This window comes from Pluralibacter sp. (assembly GCF_019237635.1).
Lineage (GTDB): Bacteria > Pseudomonadota > Gammaproteobacteria > Enterobacterales > Enterobacteriaceae > Enterobacter_B.
On the sequence record NZ_JAFAGS010000048.1, the window covers coordinates 13,148 to 34,400 of the forward strand.

14 protein-coding genes are annotated in these 21,253 nt (G+C 56.4%); 8 read left to right on the top strand and 6 right to left on the bottom strand.

Annotated features, from left to right (window positions below; all coding sequences use genetic code 11):
- The first annotated feature begins 12 nt into the window (after positions 1-12).
- A complete protein-coding gene (tadA, locus tag JO226_RS05550) occupies positions 13-543 on the top strand; it encodes a tRNA adenosine(34) deaminase TadA (RefSeq protein WP_293494442.1) in 531 nt (176 codons plus the stop codon).
- Here tadA and mltF read toward each other — a convergent pair.
- On the bottom strand, positions 540-2,090 hold the full coding sequence (gene mltF / locus JO226_RS05555; RefSeq protein WP_293494445.1) for a membrane-bound lytic murein transglycosylase MltF: 1,551 nt from the start codon (positions 2,088-2,090) through the stop codon (positions 540-542). The two genes, tadA and mltF, sit on opposite strands and share 4 nt — an antisense overlap.
- A gap of 256 nt (positions 2,091-2,346) precedes the next feature.
- Here mltF and purL point away from each other — a divergent pair, with 256 nt between their 5' ends.
- The 6 genes from purL (at position 2,347) to glnB (ending at position 10,659) form a co-directional block, all read left to right on the top strand.
- Positions 2,347-6,234: a phosphoribosylformylglycinamidine synthase gene (purL, locus tag JO226_RS05560; protein WP_293494448.1), complete on the top strand. Its 3,888-nt coding sequence runs from the start codon at positions 2,347-2,349 to the stop codon at positions 6,232-6,234.
- Positions 6,235-6,282: 48 nt separating this feature from the next.
- Positions 6,283-6,483: a hypothetical protein gene (locus tag JO226_RS05565; protein ID WP_293494451.1), complete on the top strand. Its 201-nt coding sequence runs from the start codon at positions 6,283-6,285 to the stop codon at positions 6,481-6,483.
- A gap of 289 nt (positions 6,484-6,772) precedes the next feature.
- Positions 6,773-8,209, top strand: a complete 1,437-nt coding sequence (locus JO226_RS05570; protein ID WP_293494454.1) for a HAMP domain-containing sensor histidine kinase — start codon at positions 6,773-6,775, stop codon at positions 8,207-8,209.
- The gene (gene qseG, locus JO226_RS05575; protein WP_293494457.1) at positions 8,206-8,919 is read left to right on the top strand and encodes a two-component system QseEF-associated lipoprotein QseG; all 714 of its coding nucleotides are present in this window, start codon (positions 8,206-8,208) and stop codon (positions 8,917-8,919) included. Before JO226_RS05570 ends, qseG begins: the two co-directional genes overlap by 4 nt.
- Complete coding sequence (gene glrR / locus JO226_RS05580) at positions 8,916-10,253, top strand: two-component system response regulator GlrR (RefSeq protein WP_293494460.1); 1,338 nt, start codon at positions 8,916-8,918, stop codon at positions 10,251-10,253. Before qseG ends, glrR begins: the two co-directional genes overlap by 4 nt.
- Positions 10,254-10,320: 67 nt before the next feature.
- Entirely contained in the window at positions 10,321-10,659 is a 339-nt protein-coding gene (glnB, locus tag JO226_RS05585; RefSeq protein ID WP_002914032.1) for a nitrogen regulatory protein P-II, read from the top strand.
- A 60-nt stretch (positions 10,660-10,719) separates the two neighbouring features.
- On the opposite strand, the gene dtpD is transcribed toward glnB, so the two are convergent.
- From dtpD to hmpA, 5 genes are all read right to left on the bottom strand, one after another.
- Positions 10,720-12,186, bottom strand: coding sequence for a dipeptide permease DtpD (gene dtpD / locus JO226_RS05590; protein WP_293494566.1), 1,467 nt, complete (start codon positions 12,184-12,186; stop codon positions 10,720-10,722).
- A 62-nt stretch (positions 12,187-12,248) separates the two neighbouring features.
- Entirely contained in the window at positions 12,249-14,393 is a 2,145-nt protein-coding gene (gene cadA / locus JO226_RS05595; RefSeq protein ID WP_293494570.1) for a lysine decarboxylase CadA, read from the bottom strand.
- Positions 14,394-14,473: 80 nt separating this feature from the next.
- Positions 14,474-15,811 (bottom strand): cadaverine/lysine antiporter, encoded by a 1,338-nt coding sequence (gene cadB / locus JO226_RS05600; protein ID WP_293494573.1) that lies wholly within the window; start codon positions 15,809-15,811, stop codon positions 14,474-14,476.
- Positions 15,812-16,175: 364 nt separating this feature from the next.
- Complete coding sequence (cadC, locus tag JO226_RS05605) at positions 16,176-17,714, bottom strand: lysine decarboxylation/transport transcriptional activator CadC (protein WP_293494576.1); 1,539 nt, start codon at positions 17,712-17,714, stop codon at positions 16,176-16,178.
- 186 nt (positions 17,715-17,900) lie between these two features.
- Positions 17,901-19,091 (bottom strand): NO-inducible flavohemoprotein, encoded by a 1,191-nt coding sequence (hmpA, locus tag JO226_RS05610; RefSeq protein ID WP_293494579.1) that lies wholly within the window; start codon positions 19,089-19,091, stop codon positions 17,901-17,903.
- Between the two features lie 315 nt (positions 19,092-19,406).
- Between hmpA and glyA the strand changes: the two genes are divergently transcribed.
- Positions 19,407-20,660 (top strand): serine hydroxymethyltransferase, encoded by a 1,254-nt coding sequence (gene glyA / locus JO226_RS05615; protein ID WP_293494582.1) that lies wholly within the window; start codon positions 19,407-19,409, stop codon positions 20,658-20,660.
- Positions 20,661-21,253 lie beyond the last annotated feature (593 nt).

Sequence of the window (21,253 nt, forward strand, 5' to 3'; positions counted from 1 at the left end):
CTGCTATGTATAATGCGCCCCGCTTTTTCTGCCGGAGTGACCACCGTGTCCGATACTGAACTGAACCATGAATACTGGATGCGTCATGCGCTGGGGCTTGCTCAGCGGGCCTGGGATGAAGGGGAGGTCCCGGTCGGGGCGGTACTGGTGTATCAAAACCAGGTGATTGGCGAAGGCTGGAACCGACCGATTGGCCGTCACGATCCTACCGCCCATGCGGAGATCATGGCGCTGCGTCAGGGCGGACTGGTGCTGCAAAACTACCGGCTTATTGATACCACGCTGTACGTCACCCTTGAGCCCTGCGTTATGTGCGCGGGGGCGATGGTGCACAGCCGAATTGGGCGCGTTGTGTTTGGCGCGCGTGACGCCAAAACCGGCGCGGCGGGTTCGCTGATGGACGTGCTGCATCATCCGGGAATGAACCATCGGGTCGAGGTCACTGAAGGTGTGCTTGCCGGGGAGTGCTCCGCGATGCTGAGTGATTTCTTCCGGGCGCGTCGGGCGCAAATTAAGGCGCAAAAACGTAACGAACGGCCCTAGCGGCGCCGGGCGTCGACCAGCATATTCGGCGCCGTCACTTCAATCTGGCCGGAGTTTTCGTTCGGCGACAGCGAAATAAACGGCAGCATGCCGAAGTTGTTGCGGTTAAGCTCGCTCGCGCTGACGGCGGGGTAGTCATGGGCTATTTCAATCGCCTTCGCCACTTTCTTCTCTTTTTCCACCAGGTATCCCACCAGGCTTATCTGGTACTTACGAATATTTTCCACATAAGCATAGGCCTCGTGCCCCCGCGCATAGCCGTAGGTGAGCCGGGTGTAATACGGCTTCTGGCTCAGTAACGGCAGACGCTGCTTCACGTCGGCCCAGCTGTCCGGATCGCCCTTTTGCTTCGCTGTCAGGGCGCGGGCGTCCAGCATATGGGCATAACCCATGTTGTAGGCCGCCAGCGCAAACCAGATACGCTCGTCTCTGGGGATCGTGTCCGGCACTTTCCCCATCATATCCTGCAGGTAGCGCATGCCGCCGCTGACGCTTTGTTCTGCGTCGGTGCGGTCGGTCAGTCCCAGGCTTTGGGCAGTGTTTTTGGTCAGCATCATCAGTCCGCGCACGCCGGTCGGGGAAGTCGCCTGCGGATCCCAGTGCGACTCCTGATAGGCAATCGCCGCCAGCAGACGCCAGTCTATCTCAGTGGCGTACTTCTGGAACAATGGCTGAAGGTCGGGCAACACGTTGTCGATGGCGCGCAGGAAGGTGCGGGTATCGACATAGTCGAAGCCATCGCCGTGCCCCAGATACTTCTCCTCCAGGCGGGCGAGGGTGCCGTCTTCATTCATGTTGTTGAAGAAATCGAGCATCGCCGCCGGCAGGGTGTTGTCATCGTCCTTCAGGCTAAACCAGGTGACCGGCTGTTCGTCGGTAATATCCAGCGCTACTGCCAGTTCCGGATGGACGCGCTGAAAGAGGCTTATCGCGACGGAGTCGGCGATGGTGTATTCGAGCTTGCCTTCCAGCACCGCTTCCATTAATTCGGCGCTGCTGCGTTTGTCATCCACCGTCCAGGTAAGGCCAGGGTATTTTTTCGCTTTCAGCGCCTGCAGGTCGTTAATCGCGACGTGTCCCGGCGCGATGATCAACTGCTGCGGCCCAATGTCGGACAGCGAGCGCGGCCGGAAGCCACCTTTACGATACACCAACTGCTGGGAGACGGAGTAATAGGTTGGGCCGGACTGATAGCGTTTAATGCGCTCACTGTTATAGACCAGGCCTGCAGCCAGCATATCGGCATCGCCGCGATCGAGGTCGTCAAACAACTGGCTGATATTCTGGCGTACGGTCACCTTCAGCTTGACGCCGAGGTAATCGGCAAACTGTTGCGCCAGCTCATAATCCAGGCCGTAATCTTTTTCATTGAGGTTGGCGAAGGTCAGGGGAGAGACAATGGTGCTGACGCGCAGCTCACCGCTCGCCTGAATAGCGGCGATACGGTTCTCTGGTTTACTAAACCAGGGAATAGAGGGCCATAACGCCGCTGCCAATAGCAGGGTGACTATGCCGATAAACAGATAATTAATCTTTAATTTTTTCAATTAGTTAATTCTCTGTGTTCCAGGCAGGTTCAGCCAGCAATTACCATGTTAACATTCGACGTTTGGACGGGGTGAGCGGCATTTTGCTTAACATTCCGCCAATTGGCAACTGATTAGTGAAGCGAGTCACAACGATTGATAAAAGGCGGTGGTGATTTTATTTCGACGCAAACGGTTTCGTCGACGCTCAGGATTCACTATAATGACGCCCGTTTTCCGCCATTGCGCACACTGAAACCCAGAAGACGAGAGACTTATGATGGAAATTCTGCGTGGTTCGCCTGCACTGTCTGCATTTCGTATTACCAAACTGCTGGCACGTTTTCAGGCAGCCCACCTTCCGGTCAGCAACATTTACGCCGAGTATGTGCACTTTGCCGAGCTGAACGCTCCGCTCTCAGACGATGAGCATGCCCGCCTGGCGCGTTTGCTGCAGTACGGCCCAGCGCTGCAAAGCCACACTCCCGCCGGAAAACTGCTGCTCGTCACCCCCCGCCCTGGCACCATCTCCCCCTGGTCTTCAAAAGCTACCGATATCGCCCACAACTGCGCACTGACGCAGATAAGCCGCATTGAGCGCGGCGTGGCGTACTATATCGATGCGCCAACCCTGACGCAGGCGCAGTGGCATGAGGTTGCCGCTGCGCTACATGACCGCATGATGGAATGTGTATTCAGTGCCTTGCAGGAGGCGGAAAAACTTTTTGCTCACCATCAGCCGACGCCAGTTTCCAGCGTCGATGTCCTGGGGCAGGGGCGTCAGGCGCTGGCCGACGCGAACCTGCGCCTGGGCCTTGCGCTGGCGGATGACGAGATTGACTATCTTCTCGATGCGTTCACCACCCTGAACCGCAACCCGAACGATATCGAGCTGTACATGTTCGCGCAGGCAAACTCTGAACATTGTCGCCATAAGATTTTCAACGCCGACTGGGTGATTGACGGCGAACAGCAGCCGAAGTCGCTGTTCAAAATGATCAAGAACACCTTCGAAACCACGCCGGATCACGTGCTGTCAGCGTATAAAGATAACGCCGCCGTGATGGAAGGATCGAGCGTTGGCCGTTTCTTCGCTGATGGCGACGCCAGCCGTTACGATTTCCATCAGGAGCCTGTGCATATCCTGATGAAGGTCGAAACCCACAACCACCCAACGGCGATTTCACCATGGCCGGGGGCGGCGACCGGTTCCGGCGGCGAAATTCGCGACGAAGGGGCGACCGGGCGCGGCGCTAAGCCGAAAGCGGGTCTGGTGGGTTTCTCGGTCTCGAACCTGCGTATCCCGGGCTTCGAGCAGCCGTGGGAAGAGGATTTCGGTAAACCGGATCGCATCGTAAACGCGCTCGATATCATGACCGATGGCCCGCTTGGCGGCGCGGCGTTTAACAACGAATTCGGCCGCCCTGCGCTGAACGGTTACTTCCGTACCTATGAAGAGAAGGTCAATAGCCACAACGGCGAAGAGCTTCGCGGCTACCACAAGCCGATTATGCTGGCGGGCGGTATCGGCAACATTCGCGCCGACCACGTGCAGAAAGGCGAGATCCCGGTCGGCGCGAAGCTGATTGTGTTGGGCGGCCCGGCGATGAATATCGGCCTGGGCGGCGGCGCGGCGTCGTCAATGGCGTCCGGTCAGTCCGATGCGGATCTGGATTTTGCCTCCGTACAGCGTGACAACCCGGAGATGGAACGCCGCTGCCAGGAAGTGATCGACCGCTGCTGGCAGATGGGCGAAGAGAACCCGATTCTGTTTATCCACGACGTTGGCGCTGGCGGTTTGTCGAACGCGATGCCGGAACTGGTGAGCGATGGCGGTCGCGGCGGGCGCTTTGAGCTGCGCGATATTCTGAGCGACGAGCCGGGAATGAGCCCGCTGGAAATCTGGTGTAACGAGTCCCAGGAGCGCTATGTGCTGGCCGTCGCGCCGGAGCAGTTGCCGCTGTTCGATGCCCTGTGCCGCCGCGAGCGCGCGCCGTACGCGGTGATCGGCGAGGCGACGGAAGAGAAGCACCTCAGCCTGCATGATACCCATTTCGATGATCAGCCCATTGATCTGCCGCTGGACGTTCTGCTCGGTAAAACGCCGAAGATGACCCGCGATGTGCTGACCTTAACCGCGAAAGGCGAGGCGCTGGATCGCCACGGCATTAGCATTGCCGACGCCGTGAAGCGCGTGCTGCATCTGCCGACAGTGGCGGAAAAAACCTTCCTCGTCACTATCGGCGACCGTACCGTGACCGGCATGGTGGCGCGTGATCAGATGGTAGGCCCGTGGCAGGTCCCGGTGGCGAACTGCGCGGTGACCACCGCCAGCCTCGATAGCTACTACGGCGAAGCGATGGCGATGGGCGAGCGTGCGCCGGTCGCGCTGCTGGACTTTGCCGCTTCCGCGCGTCTGGCGGTCGGCGAAGCGCTGACCAACATCGCCGGTACGCAGATTGGCGATATCAAACGCATCAAGCTGTCGGCGAACTGGATGGCCGCTGCCGGTCACCCGGGCGAAGACGCGGGTCTGTACGCCGCAGTGAAAGCGGTGGGTGAAGAGCTTTGTCCGGCGCTGGGTCTGACCATTCCGGTGGGTAAAGACTCCATGTCGATGAAAACCCGCTGGCAGGAAGGCAGCGAGCAGCGCGAGATGACCTCACCGCTGTCGCTGGTGATTTCCGCGTTTGCCCGTGTCGAGGACGTGCGCAGCACCGTCACGCCGCAACTCTCTACCGACGATAACGCCCTGCTGCTGATTGACCTGGGCCTTGGCCACAACGCGCTGGGCGCGACAGCGCTTGCTCAGGTGTACCGTCAGCTTGGCGATAAACCTGCCGATGTACGCAGCGTCGAGCAGTTGAAAGGCTTCTACGATGCGATGCAGGCGCTGGTGGCCCAGCGTAAGCTGCTGGCCTGGCATGACCGCTCAGACGGCGGCCTGCTGGTTCTGCTTGCTGAGATGGCGTTTACCGGCCACTGCGGCGTTGATGTCAACATCGCCGCGCTGGGCAGCGACCATCTGGCGACGCTGTTTAATGAAGAGCTGGGCGGGGTTATCCAGGTGCGCGCGCAGGATCGCGAAGCGGTGGAATCTCTGCTGGCCTCTCACGGTCTTGCCGATTGCGTGCACTACCTGGGTAAAGCCGTGGTCGGGGATCGCTTCACGATTACCGCCGACGGACATCCGGTCTTTAGCGAAAGCCGCACGACCCTGCGCGTCTGGTGGGCGGAAACCACCTGGCAGATGCAGCGCCTGCGCGACAACCCGGAGTGCGCCGATCAGGAGCATCAGGCGAAAGCGCACGATAACGACCCGGGTCTGAACGTGAAGTTGACGTTCAAACTGAACGATGACGTGGCGGCGCCGTACATCGCCAAAGGTGCGCGTCCAAAGGTGGCGATTCTGCGCGAGCAGGGAGTGAACTCGCATGTGGAGATGGCGGCTGCCTTCTACCGCGCGGGTTTTGACGCCATTGACGTCCATATGAGCGACCTGCTGGCGGGGCGTCGCGGTCTTGCGGAGTTCCAGTCGCTGGTGGCGTGCGGCGGTTTCTCCTACGGCGACGTACTGGGGGCGGGCGAGGGGTGGGCGAAGTCTATCCTGTTCAACGAGCGTGTGCGGGATGAGTTTGAGACCTTCTTCCACCGTCCGCAGACGCTGGCGTTGGGGGTCTGTAACGGTTGCCAGATGATGTCGAACCTGCGCGAGCTGATTCCGGGCAGCAGCCTGTGGCCGCGTTTTGTCCGCAACCATTCGGATCGTTTCGAAGCCCGTTTCAGCCTGGTGGAAGTCACCCAGAGCCCATCGCTGCTGCTGCAGGGAATGGTGGGGTCGCAGATGCCTGTCGCTGTATCGCACGGTGAAGGCCGCGTTGAAGTGCGCGATGCGGCACATCTGGCGAAGCTTGAAAACGAGGGACTGGTGGCGCTGCGCTATGTTGATAACTTTGGCAAGGTGACGCAGTCTTATCCGGCTAACCCGAACGGCTCGCCGAACGGGATCACGGCGGTGACCAACGAAAGCGGACGCGTGACCATCATGATGCCGCACCCGGAGCGCGTGTTCCGTACCGTTGCCAACTCATGGCACCCGGAAAACTGGGGCGAAGACGGTCCGTGGATGCGTATCTTCCGCAATGCCCGTAAACAGTTAGGCTAACGCGATTATGGGATAAAAACCCTTCGCCATGTGGCGAAGGGTTTTTTTATGGTGGAGGAAAAACGTGTCGGGAATACGCGACACAGGGGAAATGGAGTGTCGCTAAATGGCGACACTTATTTATTTGATATTAGTGGATTTATTTTTTGCTCTGTAGAGGTGTTGCCATTTGGCGACACTTTTCCAAAAAACGGCTGGACTGCGCAGTTTAAAAATAAATACGAAAATCGTTATTTATCATTGCATTAAATATTTTCTTTTTATTGTGGCACAGTTGCTGCATAATAAATGACAGTGGCTCATTCACCTGCTTATGTCAGCCCCTTAGGGACGTGCTACATAAAATTCGAATGACGCACAAACAGGTGCCTGCCGTCCAACTTTCTGATATCAGCGTAGCTATATCAAACCTCGGGCGAAACGTTGAGTTAGGCACCGCCTTATTCCATCACAAAGCCGGGTTTTTACCCGGCTTTGTTGTATCTGCGCCACATCCTCAGTTAGCATTCCTGAAAGCCCTCATTTTGAGACGAACCGATTGAAACGCTGGTCTCTTTTTCCCCGCTCATTACGCCAACTGGTCATGCTGTCGTTTCTGCTGATCCTGATCCCGCTGCTGGTACTGGCCTGGCAGGCGTGGCAAAGCCTTAACGCCTTAAGCGCCCAGGCGGCGATGACCAACCAGACGACCCTGATCGATGCCCGGCGCAGCGAGGCGATGATCAACGCCGCGGTCGAAATGGAGCGCAGCTATCGCCAGTATTGCGTACTGGACGACGCCACGCTTGCGACGGTGTATCAGGGACAGCGCAAGCGCTATAGCGACATGCTGGATGCTCATGCGGGTGTTTTGCCGGATGACAAACTGTATCAGACGCTACGTAACGATCTGGACGTGCTGGCGCAACTGCGCTGTCAAAACAGCGCCCCGGAAGCGACCTTTGCGGCGAATCTGGACGCGTTTGCCGCGGCGAACAGCGAGATGGTGCAGGCAACGCGCGCGGTCATTTTCTCGCGCGGACAGCAGCTTCAGCAGGAGATTGCCGAACGCGGGCGTTTTTTCGGCTGGCAGGCGCTGGTGCTGTTCCTGGTGAGTCTGACGATGGTGCTGCTGTTTACCCGTATGATCATCGGTCCGGTGAAGGGGATTGAGCGGATGATAAACCGCCTTGGCGAAGGGAAATCCATCGGTAGCGCGGTGATGTTTACCGGCCCTCGCGAGCTGCGTTCAGTCGGTCAGCGTATCATCTGGCTGAGCGAGCGCCTCTCCTGGCTGGAGTCGCAGCGGCATCAGTTTTTACGCCATCTTTCTCACGAGCTTAAAACCCCGCTTGCCAGCATGCGCGAAGGCACTGAACTGCTGGCTGATGAGGTCGTAGGTCCACTGACGGCGGAACAAAAGGAAGTGGTGTCTATCCTTGATGACAGCAGCCGCAATCTGCAAAAGCTCATTGAGCAGCTTCTGGATTATAACCGCAAGCTGGCGGATACCGCAGTCGAGCTGGAAACCGTTGAGATTGCGCCTCTGGTGGAGATGGTTATCTCGGCAAACAGTTTACCGTCACGCGCTAAAATGATGCATACTGGCATTAGGCTGGATGCGGCGTTTTGTCAGGCAGAACCCATGCTGCTGATGAGCGCACTGGACAATCTCTATTCCAACGCGGTGCACTATGGTGCTGAATCCGGTAACATTTATATTCATAGCCGTTTGCAGGATAGCAAGGTGTGGATTGAGGTCGCCAATAGCGGCACGCCCATTCCCGATGCGGAAAAAACCTTAATTTTCGAGCCGTTTTATCAGGGCAGCCACCAACGTAAGGGCGCGGTAAAAGGCAGCGGTCTGGGGCTCAGCATTGCCCGCGACTGTGTACGACGAATGCAAGGGGAACTGCGCCTGGTTGAGAGCCCATCCGGCAATGTCTGTTTTCGCATTGAATTACCGGCTATCGCAGCGGATAAATCCACGAAATGAAACGACGTCTGGTGAATATGTCCCATAGTCCGATCGCCTTTTTTTCCCGGTCCGCGCGGCGTTGCCGCGCCTTGATGAGCGCGTGCTGCCTGCTGATAGCGGGCTGTTCTTCATCTACGTCACCGGGACAGGCACACAGCACCGAAGAACAATTACCGCAACAGCAGGTCGCTGATTTCCTCTCGACCGACTGTGCGGACGTCTGGGCCTTGCATGGCGAAGTCACAGAGAAAAACCCGCTTTACTGGCTGCGCGGCATGGACTGCGCCCAGCGTCTGTCGCCGGAGCTGCTGCGCAGCGAAGCCCGCGAGCACGATGAAGAACGCTGGCAGGATGCCTTCCGCCGCGGCATTTTGCTCGCCAACGCCAAAATTACGCCTGTTGAGCGCCGGGACATGATGGCCCGCCTGGATACCTTCAGCCCGCAGATGCCCGCTCAGGTGCGACCGCTGTACCAGCTCTGGCGTGATGGCCAGGCTCTGCAACTGCAACTGTCGGATACGCGCTCGCGCTACAGCAAGCTCCAGCAGTCAACAGACGGCGAGCTGGATACGCTGCGCCAGCAACAGCAGGATCTGCGCAGCCAGCTCGATCTGACTACCCGCAAGCTGGAAAGCCTGACGGATATTGAACGTCAGCTGTCCAGCCGTAAACCGTCCAGCAGCCATACCCCGGCTGAGGCGGCTTCTGCTGATGAGGTGAAGCCATGACAGGACGTAAACCCGCGCACCTGCTGTTGGTGGATGACGATCCTGGCCTGCTCAAACTCCTCGGTTTGCGTCTGGCCAGCGAAGGGTTCACCGTGGTGACGGCGGAAAGCGGCCATGAAGGCCTGCGCGTACTGGCGCGGGAAAAGGTCGACCTGGTGATAAGCGATCTGCGGATGGACGAGATGGACGGTCTGCAGCTGTTTGCCGAGATCCAGAAGCGGCAGCCGGGCATGCCGGTTATCATCCTCACGGCGCATGGTTCGATTCCTGACGCGGTTGCCGCAACGCAGCAGGGCGTGTTTAGCTTTCTGACCAAGCCCGTAGATAAAGATGCGCTGTACAAAGCCATCGACGAGGCGCTGGTGCATACGGCGGCGTCAGCGGACTCACGCTGGCGCGAGTCGATTGTTACCCGCAGTCCCGTGATGCTGCGTGTGCTGGAGCAGGCGAGAATGGTGTCGCAATCGGACGTCAGCGTCCTGATTAACGGCCAGAGCGGCACCGGGAAGGAGATTTTCGCCCAGGCAATCCATAACGCCAGCCCACGCCATTCGGCGCCTTTTATCGCCATTAACTGCGGCGCGCTACCGGAACAACTGTTGGAGTCCGAGCTGTTTGGCCACTCGCGCGGCGCGTTTACCGGCGCGGTCAGCAGCCGGGAAGGGCTGTTTCAGGCGGCGGAAGGCGGCACGCTGTTTCTGGATGAAATCGGCGATATGCCCCTGTCTTTGCAGGTGAAGCTGCTGCGCGTACTGCAGGAGCGCAAGGTGCGACCGCTGGGCAGCAATCGCGATATCGACATTAATGTGCGCATTATTTCCGCCACCCATCGGGATTTGCCGAAAGCGATGGCGCGCGGCGAGTTTCGCGAAGACCTCTTCTATCGCCTGAACGTGGTGAGCCTGAAGATCCCCTCGCTTGCGGAACGTACTGAAGATATTCCGCTGCTGGCGAACCACCTGCTGCGGCAGGCTTCCGACAGGCATAAACCGTTCGTTCGCGCGTTTTCCACCGATGCCATGAAGCGGCTGATGACGGCAAGCTGGCCGGGCAACGTGCGCCAGTTGGTGAACGTTATCGAGCAGTGCGTGGCGCTGACCACCTCGCCGGTGATTAGCGATGCGCTGGTGGAACAGGCGCTGGAAGGCGAGAATACGGCGCTGCCGACCTTCGTTGACGCCCGCAACCAGTTCGAGCTGAACTACCTGCGCAAGCTTTTGCAGATAACCCGCGGCAACGTCACCCACGCCGCGCGCATGGCCGGGCGCAACCGCACCGAGTTTTACAAACTGCTGTCGCGCCATGAGCTGGATGCGAATGATTTTAAAGAGTAGCACCGCGACTTTCCCGACGTTATGATACAGGGAGCAACCGGTTACGCGTTTAAAAAGACAGGACACCATGAAAAAGATTGATGCGATTATTAAACCCTTCAAACTCGATGATGTGCGTGAAGCGCTGGCGGAAGTCGGCATCACCGGGATGACGGTAACGGAAGTGAAAGGTTTTGGCCGTCAGAAAGGTCACACCGAGCTGTATCGCGGTGCGGAATACATGGTGGATTTTCTGCCGAAGGTGAAGATTGAAATCGTCGTTACCGACGATATTGTGGATACCTGTGTGGATACCATTATCCGTACGGCGCAGACCGGCAAAATCGGTGACGGTAAGATTTTTGTGTTCGACGTGGCGCGCGTGATTCGTATCCGTACCGGCGAAGAAGACGACGCGGCAATTTAATATTCTCCCCCACCGCAGGGAAATCGTTTCGCTGCCCGGGCGCGGGCAGCGAAAAACGCCTTAATCGTGAGGCGTCTCAGGCACACAAACGGTGGTACTGCTCAGCATCCGTCGGATAACGATAACGGCCACAATCACGACCACCACCCCCAGCGTCCATTCCCCCATTTGTGAGAAAAAGTGCCCGTAGGCGGCGATGGCGGTGTCGCTGATTTGCGATTCAGTAGTACGCTGCGCGACAACGCCCGCCAGCCAGTTGGCCACCGCGCCCGTCGCCAGCATGTAGATACCGGTCAGCACGCCGGTGACGCCAGGCATATTGAGGCGCGTTATCTGCGCCATCGCCACCGGGTCGATAAACAGCTCGGCAAAACCCATCAGCGCCAACCCGGCGACCATCATACCCATCGACGCCTGACCGTGCATTTCACCGCGCCGTGCGTTCAGCGCCAGCAGCATAAATCCGCCGCCCATCAGCGCCAGCCCGAAGGCAAACTTCAACCATACGCGCAGCACCGAACGTCCGTTGCCTTCCGGGCGTACCAGCCAGGCCAGCACCACGCCTGCCGTCATCACCGCGATGGCGTTGACCGACTGGAACAGCGCGGTCGGCACCTCGATAGCCATCAGGTGACGGTTTACAAAGTGGTCGATAAACAGGCTTATTGAGCTGCCGCCCTGCTGGGCCAGTACCCAGAACAACGTGCCGGTCAGCATCAGCAGGACTATCTGCCACAGCGCGCGGCGGTGCTCCGGGGACCTTATCATAATGCGTGCGACCATCTGCGCGGCGAAGACGCAGACCACCGCCAGCAGATAGCCCGCCCAGTCATTTTCCAGCAGCAGCGTAAAGAATACCGGCGCCACGCAGAGCATCACCAGCAGCCATCCCCAGGTGGGCAGCGCAAACTTGACCGCCTGTAGCGCAGGCTTATCAACGCCGCGCGTATGGCGAAAGTGCTGGTGGCCGCTTAAGAAGATCAGCAGTCCGATAAACATGCCGACGCCCGCCAGGGCGAAACCGACGTGCCAGCCGTACCATTGGGCCGTCAATCCGCAGGCTATCGGCGCGGCGATAGACCCGACGTTGCCTGCGGCATACAGCAGCGAGAAGCCACCGTCGCGACGGCTATCATCAGGGGCGTACAGTTCGCCCAGCAGGCAGCTGATATTGGATTTAAACAGGCCGTAACCGCAGATGATGATCGCCAGCGCGACGTATAAGCTCCAGGTTGAATCAGATTCGACGCCCAGTACGACGTGACCAAGCGTCATCAGAAGTGCCCCGGCAATGACCGCGGTGCGGTTGCCGAGCAGGCGGTCGGCAAGCCAGCCGCCGAGAATAGGGGTAACGTAAACCAGAGAAGCGTAGGCGCTAAACAGACTGATGGCATGGCTGTCATCGAAGCCGAGTTGATGAGTGAGGTAGAGGATGAGGAGGGCACGCATGCCGTAAAAGCTGAAGTATTCCCAGATTTGAATCGCCACGATGTAATAAATCGCGCGCGGTTGTGAGGGTGTTTTCATGTCATCTCCTGAACGGCGTGAAAAAAGGGAAGTGGCAAGCCACTTCCCTTTAGTGCTTCAACTTACTTGGTGTTTTCTTTCAGCACTTTAACGGTGTAACGACCATCCGCCTGACGGTATGCGCCGTGGATATCGGTTTCGAAGCCCGGATAATGAGCGCCGATTTCGCACAGCATCTGCAGGAATTCCAGCACCGGACGGCTTTCTTCGGTGATCATTTCACCTGGCATGACCAGTGGAACTCCCGGAGGGTACGGCAGGATCATGTTGGCGTTCACGCGGCCAACCATCTCTTCGAGATAAACTTCTTCGGTCTGACCGTGCAGCTCTTTCTGGAAGGCGGTGTATGGCGTCATCACCATGGCCGGCAGCACTTCGAACGCGCGGAACATCAGGTCCGGCAGATTGTGATGCTCAACCAGTTTGTGAATGTTCTGCGCCAGTTCCTGAATACGCATGTTTTCATAGAATTCAGGATTTTCACGGTACAGCGACGGCAGCATGTTTTTCACACGCAGGTTCAGGTCGAACGCGCGTTTGAAGTCGGTCAGCGCGCGCAGCAGGCTCAGCGCTTTGGTTTTGTCGATACCGATACTGAACAGGAACAGCAGGTTGTACGGGCCGGTTTTCTCAACCACGATTCCGTGCTCGTCGAGGTATTTCGACACGATGCTGGCCGGAATACCAAAGTCGCCCATGGTGCCGTCTTTCTGCATCCCCGGAGTCAGAATGGTGACTTTGATCGGGTCGAGATACATGTGCTCGTTATCGATGTTTTTGAAACCATGCCATGCGCTGTCAGAACGCAGCGGCCAGCATTCCGGGCCATCGATATGTTCCGGTTGCCATACGTCGAAGAACCAGCCGTCGGATTCGCCTTTAAGACGTTTGATCTCTTTACGGAACTTAATAGCACGCTGGATAGAACCGTCAATCAGACGCTTACCGGCATTACCTTTCATCATCGCGGCAGCGGTTTCAGTGGAGGCCACGATACCGTAGTGCGGAGACGTGGTGGTGTGCATCATGTAGGCTTCGTTAAAGGTTTCTTCGTTGACATCGCCTTTAACGTGGATCATGGAAGCCTGAGAGAATGCCGCCAGCAGCTTATGGGTGGACTGGGTTTCATAAATCACTTTCCCTTCCACACGGCCGCCGCTCATACCGCACTTGCCTTCATAAATCGGCGAGAAGTTGGTGTATGGTACCCAGGCGGAGTCAAAGTGGATGGATTTCACATCCAGCGTTTTCTTGATGAAATCGGTGTTGTACAGCAGACCGTCATACGTGGAGTTGGTGATAACCGCATGTACCGGCCAGGTGGCGTTCGGAGTTTCTTTAACGCGTTTGGCGATGGTCGCACGCTGGAATTCGCTCTGCGGGATGCCGCCGAGGATGCCGTAGGCGTTACGGGTCGGACGGAAGTAAATCGGCGTAATGTCGCTCATCATCATCAGATGGGTCAGCGATTTGTGGCAGTTACGGTCGATCAGTACAGTGCTGCCTGCCGGTGCGGAATACATGCCGACGATTTTGTTGGCGGTAGACGTACCGTTGGTCACCATGTAGCTGCGTTCGGCGTTGAAGACGCGAGCGATGTACTCTTCGGCTTCTTTATGCGGACCGCTGTGGTCGAGCAGGGAGCCCAGCTCAGACACGGAAATGGAGATATCTGACTTCATGGTGTTCGGGCCAAAGAAGTCATAGAAAATGCTGCCTACCGGGCTTTTCTGGAACGCCGTACCGCCCATATGGCCTGGGGTACAGAAGGTGTATTTACCTTCACGAACATATTTGAACAGCGCTTTGGTCAGCGGCGGCAGAATGGTGTCGATATACTCGTCGGTATTCTGTTTGATTTTTGCCGCGATATCGTCTGCGGCGCCCAGCGCATATTCGAAGAAACGTACCTGCATGCGCAGGTCATTGAGACTGACGTCGAGCGTAGAGTAGGTGTTGGCGAAAGCATACAGCGGCATGTATTCGTTCAGTTTGCTGATTTCTTCGCACAGTTCGAGGTTGTATTTATCCCAGTCGAAGATAACGCCGCACAGGCGGGAGTTATTTTCAATCAGCTTCATCAGGTCTTCGCGGTCATTCGGGTAGACAATGCGATAGTCCAGACGTTCAAGGGCGCGATGCAGTTCACGGATAGGCTCTTCTTTAAAGTAGACACCCATGTGGTTCATGATTGCGATAACGTTCATAGTCGTATCTCCAGGTATGAAAGGCCCCTCCCGTCACGATGTGACAGGTGAAGGAAGGAGCCAGAGAAAAGGGTTAGGTATTAAAGGGCGTCTGCGGTTTTGCGTTCGGTGGCGTCATTGCTGTGCTGACGCTGGTGCATTTTACGACCGTAGAACATCAGAATGATCAGGCTGACGATGAAGGTGCCGGCCAGCTCGAAGGAGCTTGCGCCCATCAGCGCGATGAAGCAGAACGCACAGCCCAGGACAGAGCACACCAGGCTTACCAGGTTGCGAGTGTTGACACCTTCGAAGCGAATCAGGTCTACGCAGGAGTAGAAGTACGGCAGCATGGTCAGCAGTACGGCAATACCGGTCAGTTCACCGAACAGGTCAGAGGCTTTACCACCGCTGGAGTTCATGATGGTGATGATGATCATCAGGCCGGTCATTTTAACGGCAGCCAGCAGCAGGCCTTTTTTCGGAATACCATTGCTGTCGAGTTCACCATACACTTTCGGGAAGTTGCCATCGCTGGCAGCGCGAACACCCGCCTGACCAACCAGCATCATCCAGGACCCCAGAGAGGTCAGGCAAGCAAAGGCGGTGAACGCAGAAACCACTGGTGCAGCCCAGCCGCCCAGCATGGTTGAGGCGCTGACGGCGAACGGCGCGCCGGAAGAGGCCATCTGAGACGCAGGATACATACCCGCGATAACCTGAGTCGCGGCGATGTACACGACACCCGCCATTGCGGTACCCAGCATGGTGGCCAGCGGTACAGTACGTTTCGGGTTTTTCACCATACCGGTACTGACGGCGGCAGATTCAACACCAACGAAGGCCCACAGGCAGAGCAGGATACTTTTTACCACGGCGTGTGAATCAGTGGTCGCAGAGGTGTTCCAGTTGGCCTGATAGGTCGCAACGTCAAACCAGTGCCAGCCGATAACCGCGGTCATCACGACAGGGATCAGCACCAGTACGAGTCCGATAGTCGTTAAGCGGCTAACCCAGGTCCCGCCGAGCATATTCACGAAGGTGAAAATCCACACGATAGCGATACAGGCAAGACCTGCCGGAACCGGATTATTTAAAATGGGGAAGAAGGTGGAGAGGTAAGAGACTGCGGTAATCCCGATAGCCAGGTTACCAATCCAGTTTGCATGATAATAAAGCACGCCGGTCTGGAAACCGAAGGCTGGAGATAATTCCCCGGCGTAGGCGATAGGGCCGCCCTGTTGTGGGTTTTTGGTCGCCAGTCGGGCGTAAACATAAGCCAGAGACATCGCACCAATAATAGAGATTACCCACCCCCAGATGGCAATGCCACCGATGCTGGCGAGGTTCGCGGGTAATAAAGCAATCCCGCTCCCCATCATATTACCGGCGACTACGCCGGTACAGGCAAATAGCCCGATCTTTTTGGCAGAACTCATGTTTTGTTTCTCCTGAATATTATTTGGAGGTGCAGATCATGATGCAGAACCATTTATTGATCCGACCGACTGCCAACAAGATTAATGATCCGGACGGGAGAAGTCCTAAAGATAAAGTGAAATAACGACAAACATCAGACAAATGAGGTCTTGAGGTTTTTCAATTAACATATCAAGATGACATGTTGACATCATAAAAAGATAAACATCTTTTATCTACAATGCTTTACGAACTGGTCTTGACGTTAAGGATGTGTTGGTTTGCAGCGGGGATAGGTTAAAAACAAATAACATTATGGGGTTTTATGAGAAACATAAATTTAACCTCATCATGCCCGAAGGATTGGGCATGATGAGGCTTTACTTATTCTGAAGAGAGGAAGTTGTCGAGATAGGGAACAACGCGAGTGACGGAGGTCTGGAATACGCCGTTTTCAATCCAGTACAGCGTGTTCTCACCAGGTCGTAAATTGAACGCTGTGATGTACGCATCGGCTGCCAGTCGGTTCTCGCCTTTCATCTCGTGAACTTTTCCCAGCAACACATAATTCAGCCACGACATTTCCAGGTCGATACCGGTATTAATGGCATCATACGCGCCGCTGACGTTTCCCTTGCCGAGCAGGTCAATCGTTTTGATTTGATAAAATACCGAGGTGTTTTTAATTCCCGGCATTTCACTTACCCGATTAATTTCCGCGTAGAGTTCCGCCAGTTGCTTTTCGTCAAGGGGCTGCTGTGAATGGCGAAATACATCTACCAGTGCTTTTTCTGCGTATGCATAGGTAAAGTCGGGAGACTGTTTAATAATGCTGTCGAGAATTGCGCTGGCTTTACTTAATGAATCGGCATCGCCATTCATCAGCATCTGGTGCGCTTCATAGAAATGCGACAGCGACATGCTCTGCGACGGTTGGTACAGTTTGAGCATCGCCTGCATCCGTTCCGACCACGGCTGCGTCAGCGCTTCTGACAAACTGCTTAACAGGTTGTTCTGAATCGACAACTGGTTATCGCTGGTGATGAAGTAACGTTTATCCAGCATCACTGAGCCATCGGCGTTATCCACCAGTTGCACGGACATGAAGCACTGCTGCGCGCGGTAGTGGCGCTGGTTGACGAATTCAATGGTCAACGTTTTCCCGGAGCTGCTGGGTTCATTGATGTTGTAGTTCGTTTTGTCATGCACCATAAAGGTGGAAAAGGTGTTCAGCGAGGTGGTGATGAGGCTTCCCAGTCCCACCGCATAGGAGCGCTGAGACGCCCAGTTGTTGCACGAGTTGCCGTTCATCAGGCGAATATCGATATCGCGCGGGTTCAGCAGCAGTCGTGTCTTGGTGACCGGGGGGTGCGAACTGATGGTCGACATTGCCACCAGCGCCACGCAGGAGCCTAATGCCAGAAGGAACAGACACCACACCCAAAATGTGGCGATGCGTTTGCGTTTTTCCGGTTTCTTATCCGATGGCTCTACTGGCGCTGGGTCCGGCGCGCCAGGTAACACAGCGCCAGGCGGTAGCGCTTCCGGCGGGACAATGGCGGCGGGCGGCACCACCATGACAGGTTCTTCACCCTCTTCGGTGCACCAGATGACCGTAGCCGTGAGCTTGTAGCCGCGTTTCGGTACCGTGACAATGTATTCCGGGCTGCTGTCGTCGCCATCTTTCAGCGACTTACGCAGTTCGGAAATGCTCTGGGTGACGACGTGGCTGGTCACCACGTTGCGGGTCCAGACGTTGTCGATAAGCTCGTCACGGCTCAACACTTCATCCGGGTGGTGGGCAAAATAGACTAAAAGATCGATTAAACGAGGTTCAAGTGTTAGCTGGCGTCCCTGACGGCTAATTTGATTTATGGACGGCGTAACCAGCCACTCCCCGATGAGTACAACAGGTTGTTGCATAAAAAAAAGACTCAAGAGAAAACGGGAAAGCCGCAATCATAACACAATTCCCCCCCTCATTTTTTTGACAAGGTCCATGGCCTTTGGCGTTATCGGCGGGGTTTTCGGCATAAAAGTGGGTGAAAATGCGGCAATTCGTCGTACAGCTTCAGGATGATGCTGCACGACGAGATAAGGACGAAGAGGTTACAGGACCTTATGCGGGCCAAAGCATTCGTAGTGAATGTTTTCTGATGTCACGCCTAACGCCAGCAGCTGTTTTGCCGCGAACTGCATGAAGGCCACCGGGCCGCAGAGGTAAAACTGCATATTGGGCGCGCTGAACCGCCCTTCGTACTGGCTGAGCGCCATCAGACCTTCGCTGTCAAAACGCACGTTGGCGCGGTCTTCCGCCGTCGGCTGGCGATACCAGGTATGGGCGGTGAAGCGCGGCAGCGTCTCGCCAAGGGCGCAGACCTCCCCGGCAAACGCGTGGACATCGCCATTTTCTGCCGCGTGGAACCAGTTTACCTCAGCGCTATGGCCGGTTCTGGACAGCGTATCGAGCATCGCCAGCATAGGGGTCTGACCGACGCCCGCGGAAATCAGCGTCACCGGCGTGTCAGCATCGACGGTCATAAAAAAGTCGCCCGCCGGTGCCGCCAGCTGTACCACATCGCCGATGCTTGCTTCATTATGCAGCCAGTTAGAGACCTGGCCGCCGTCTTCACGCTTCACCGCAATGCGGTAGCCTTTGCCGTTGGGTTTATGGGTGAGGGAGTACTGACGGATTTCCTGATGCGCGAACCCTTCCGGTTTCAGCCAAATGCCGAGATACTGGCCTGGCTGATAGTCGGCCACGTCACCGCCATCTACCGGCTCAAACTCGAAGCTGGTAATCAGCGCGCTACGCGGGGTTTTATCGGTGATGCGAAACGCGCGGGTGCCTTCCCAGCCGCCGGTTTTATTGGCATTGTCGCTGTAGATTTGTGCTTCACGGTTGATAAACACGTTCGCCAGCACGCCGTAGGCCTTACCCCAGGCGTCCAGGACTTCCTGGCCTGGGCTAAACATCTCATCAAGCGTCGCCAGCAGATGGCCGCCAACAATGTTGTATTGTTCTGGTTTTATCTGGAAACTGGTGTGCTTGTGGGCAATTTTTTCCACCGCCGGCAACAGCGCCGCCAGGTTGTCAATATTGCTGGCATAGGCGGCAATGGCGTTAAACAACGCTTCGCGCTGGGAATCGTTACGCTGGTTGCTCATGTTGAAAATATCTTTGAGCTCCGGGTTATGCGTAAACATGCGATCGTAGAAGTGGGCGGTGAGTTTTGGCCCAGTTTCTACCAGCAGGGGAATCGTGGCTTTCACGGTGGCGATGGTTTGAGCGTCAAGCATGGCAACTTCCTTCCAGTGTTATCATAATGATGTATTTTAAATGCATCTTATAGAAAATACCCCTGCGTTGTAAATGGTTCTTTGTCGCTTTGCATGATGTTCGTTACAACATGAATTATTCGCATCACAAACCTGAAAAGAAATCCATTGAAAATAGCAAGGCTATGATTCGTCAACCCCTTGTGTAGTCTGGACGAAAACGTTTGCGTAAATTCGTTTGTCAAGACCTGTTATCGCAGAACTAATCAGTTATACTGTTGGCCGTTGTCCATCAGGGCTTAAAAATTTTACTGTTAGCTGAGTCAGGAGATGCGGATGTTAAAGCGTGAAATGAACATTGCCGATTATGATGCCGAACTGTGGCAGGCTATGGAGCAGGAAAAAGTACGTCAGGAAGAGCACATTGAACTGATCGCCTCCGAGAACTACACCAGCCCGCGTGTGATGCAGGCGCAGGGCTCTCAGCTGACCAACAAATATGCTGAAGGTTACCCGGGCAAGCGTTACTACGGTGGTTGCGAATATGTCGATATCGTTGAGCAACTGGCGATTGACCGTGCGAAAGAACTGTTTGGCGCAGACTACGCCAACGTGCAGCCGCACTCGGGTTCCCAGGCGAACTTCGCCGTTTACACCGCGCTGCTGCAACCGGGTGATACCGTTCTCGGTATGAACCTGGCGCAAGGCGGCCACCTGACTCACGGCTCCCCGGTGAATTTCTCCGGCAAACTGTACAACATCATCCCTTATGGTATTGATGAGTCTGGTAAAATTGACTACGAAGACATGGCGAAGCAGGCTCAGACCCACAAACCGAAGATGATCATCGGTGGCTTCTCTGCTTACTCCGGCGTCGTTGATTGGGCAAAAATGCGTGAAATCGCCGACAGTATCGGCGCATACCTGTTCGTTGACATGGCGCACGTTGCCGGTCTGATTGCGGCAGGCGTTTACCCGAACCCGGTTCCACACGCTCACGTCGTCACCACCACCACCCACAAAACCCTGGCGGGTCCGCGCGGCGGCCTGATCCTGGCGAAAGGCGGCGACGAAGATCTGTACAAGAAACTGAACTCCGCTGTGTTCCCAAGCGCACAGGGCGGCCCGCTGATGCACGTTATCGCGGCGAAAGCCGTGGCGCTGAAAGAAGCGATGGAACCAGAGTTTAAAGTTTACCAGCAGCAGGTTGCGAAAAACGCCAAAGCGATGGTGGAAGTGTTCCTGAATCGTGGCTACAAAGTGGTGTCTGGCGGTACTGAAAACCATCTGTTCCTGCTGGATCTGGTTGATAAAAACCTGACCGGTAAAGAAGCGGACGCAGCCCTGGGCCGCGCCAACATCACCGTGAACAAAAACAGCGTGCCGAACGATCCGAAGAGCCCGTTTGTGACTTCCGGTATCCGTATCGGTTCCCCGGCAGTGACTCGCCGCGGCTTTAAAGAAGCGGAAGTGAAAGAGCTGGCTGGCTGGATGTGTGACGTTCTGGACAACATCCATGACGAAGCCGCTATTGAGCGCATCAAAGGGAAAGTGCTGGATATCTGCGCCCGTTTCCCGGTTTACGCATAAGCGTTAACGGTCAGATGCAAAAAGGCCGCGGAAGCGGTAATGCTTGTCAGTCAAGCCTTGCAGGTCATTCCGTTCACTGTATGACCTGCTGATTCTGTCACTTCACATCCTGTGAACGGGATAAGGGGGCCGCCACGGCCCCCTTATCGATCCCCGTGGCCCCGCAGCGAAATCGGTGCTTCGCACTACGCTTACCTCCCGACCCTCTGCCTGCGGTCGGCTCCATTCGACATCCTGTCTCATGTCGCCTCTGGCCGCCTTCCCTGGCGTCCAGACCTTGTCATCCGGTCTCCGGTTCGCCGATTTCAGCGGGGACTCAACACCCGAGCCCCGTTCAGGCAAAGAAGAAGCCGGAGGGAACGGGAGGTCCGGCTGAAAATCGCCGAGGCGTTTGCGACAGGCCGGGGCCGCCCGCCGGGAGCGGGCGGAGGGTGCGCGGCACAGGGATGTGACGTCGTACCCGACCCGAAAGCCAGGCGCAATAAGCCGAGGGTACCGCGAAGCGGCGGTTTTCTTTGCCGGGAGCCGGGATTGTCAAGGGCGCGGCGGCGAGCGCCTTTGACACGTTCACCGCAGAGAAATTGACAGGAAGC

Excerpts from the sequence above, each read along its gene's own strand:
- tadA (WP_293494442.1), top strand. The coding sequence starts at position 13 with ATGCGCCCCGCTTTTTCTGCCGGAGTGACCACCGTGTCCGATACTGAA.
- purL (WP_293494448.1), top strand. The coding sequence starts at position 2,347 with ATGATGGAAATTCTGCGTGGTTCGCCTGCACTGTCTGCATTTCGTATT.
- JO226_RS05565 (WP_293494451.1), top strand. The coding sequence starts at position 6,283 with ATGGTGGAGGAAAAACGTGTCGGGAATACGCGACACAGGGGAAATGGA.
- qseG (WP_293494457.1), top strand. The coding sequence starts at position 8,206 with ATGAAACGACGTCTGGTGAATATGTCCCATAGTCCGATCGCCTTTTTT.
- glrR (WP_293494460.1), top strand. The coding sequence starts at position 8,916 with ATGACAGGACGTAAACCCGCGCACCTGCTGTTGGTGGATGACGATCCT.
- glnB (WP_002914032.1), top strand. The coding sequence starts at position 10,321 with ATGAAAAAGATTGATGCGATTATTAAACCCTTCAAACTCGATGATGTG.
- dtpD (WP_293494566.1), bottom strand. The coding sequence starts at position 12,186 with ATGAAAACACCCTCACAACCGCGCGCGATTTATTACATCGTGGCGATT.
- cadA (WP_293494570.1), bottom strand. The coding sequence starts at position 14,393 with ATGAACGTTATCGCAATCATGAACCACATGGGTGTCTACTTTAAAGAA.
- cadB (WP_293494573.1), bottom strand. The coding sequence starts at position 15,811 with ATGAGTTCTGCCAAAAAGATCGGGCTATTTGCCTGTACCGGCGTAGTC.
- cadC (WP_293494576.1), bottom strand. The coding sequence starts at position 17,714 with ATGCAACAACCTGTTGTACTCATCGGGGAGTGGCTGGTTACGCCGTCC.
- hmpA (WP_293494579.1), bottom strand. The coding sequence starts at position 19,091 with ATGCTTGACGCTCAAACCATCGCCACCGTGAAAGCCACGATTCCCCTG.
- glyA (WP_293494582.1), top strand. The coding sequence starts at position 19,407 with ATGTTAAAGCGTGAAATGAACATTGCCGATTATGATGCCGAACTGTGG.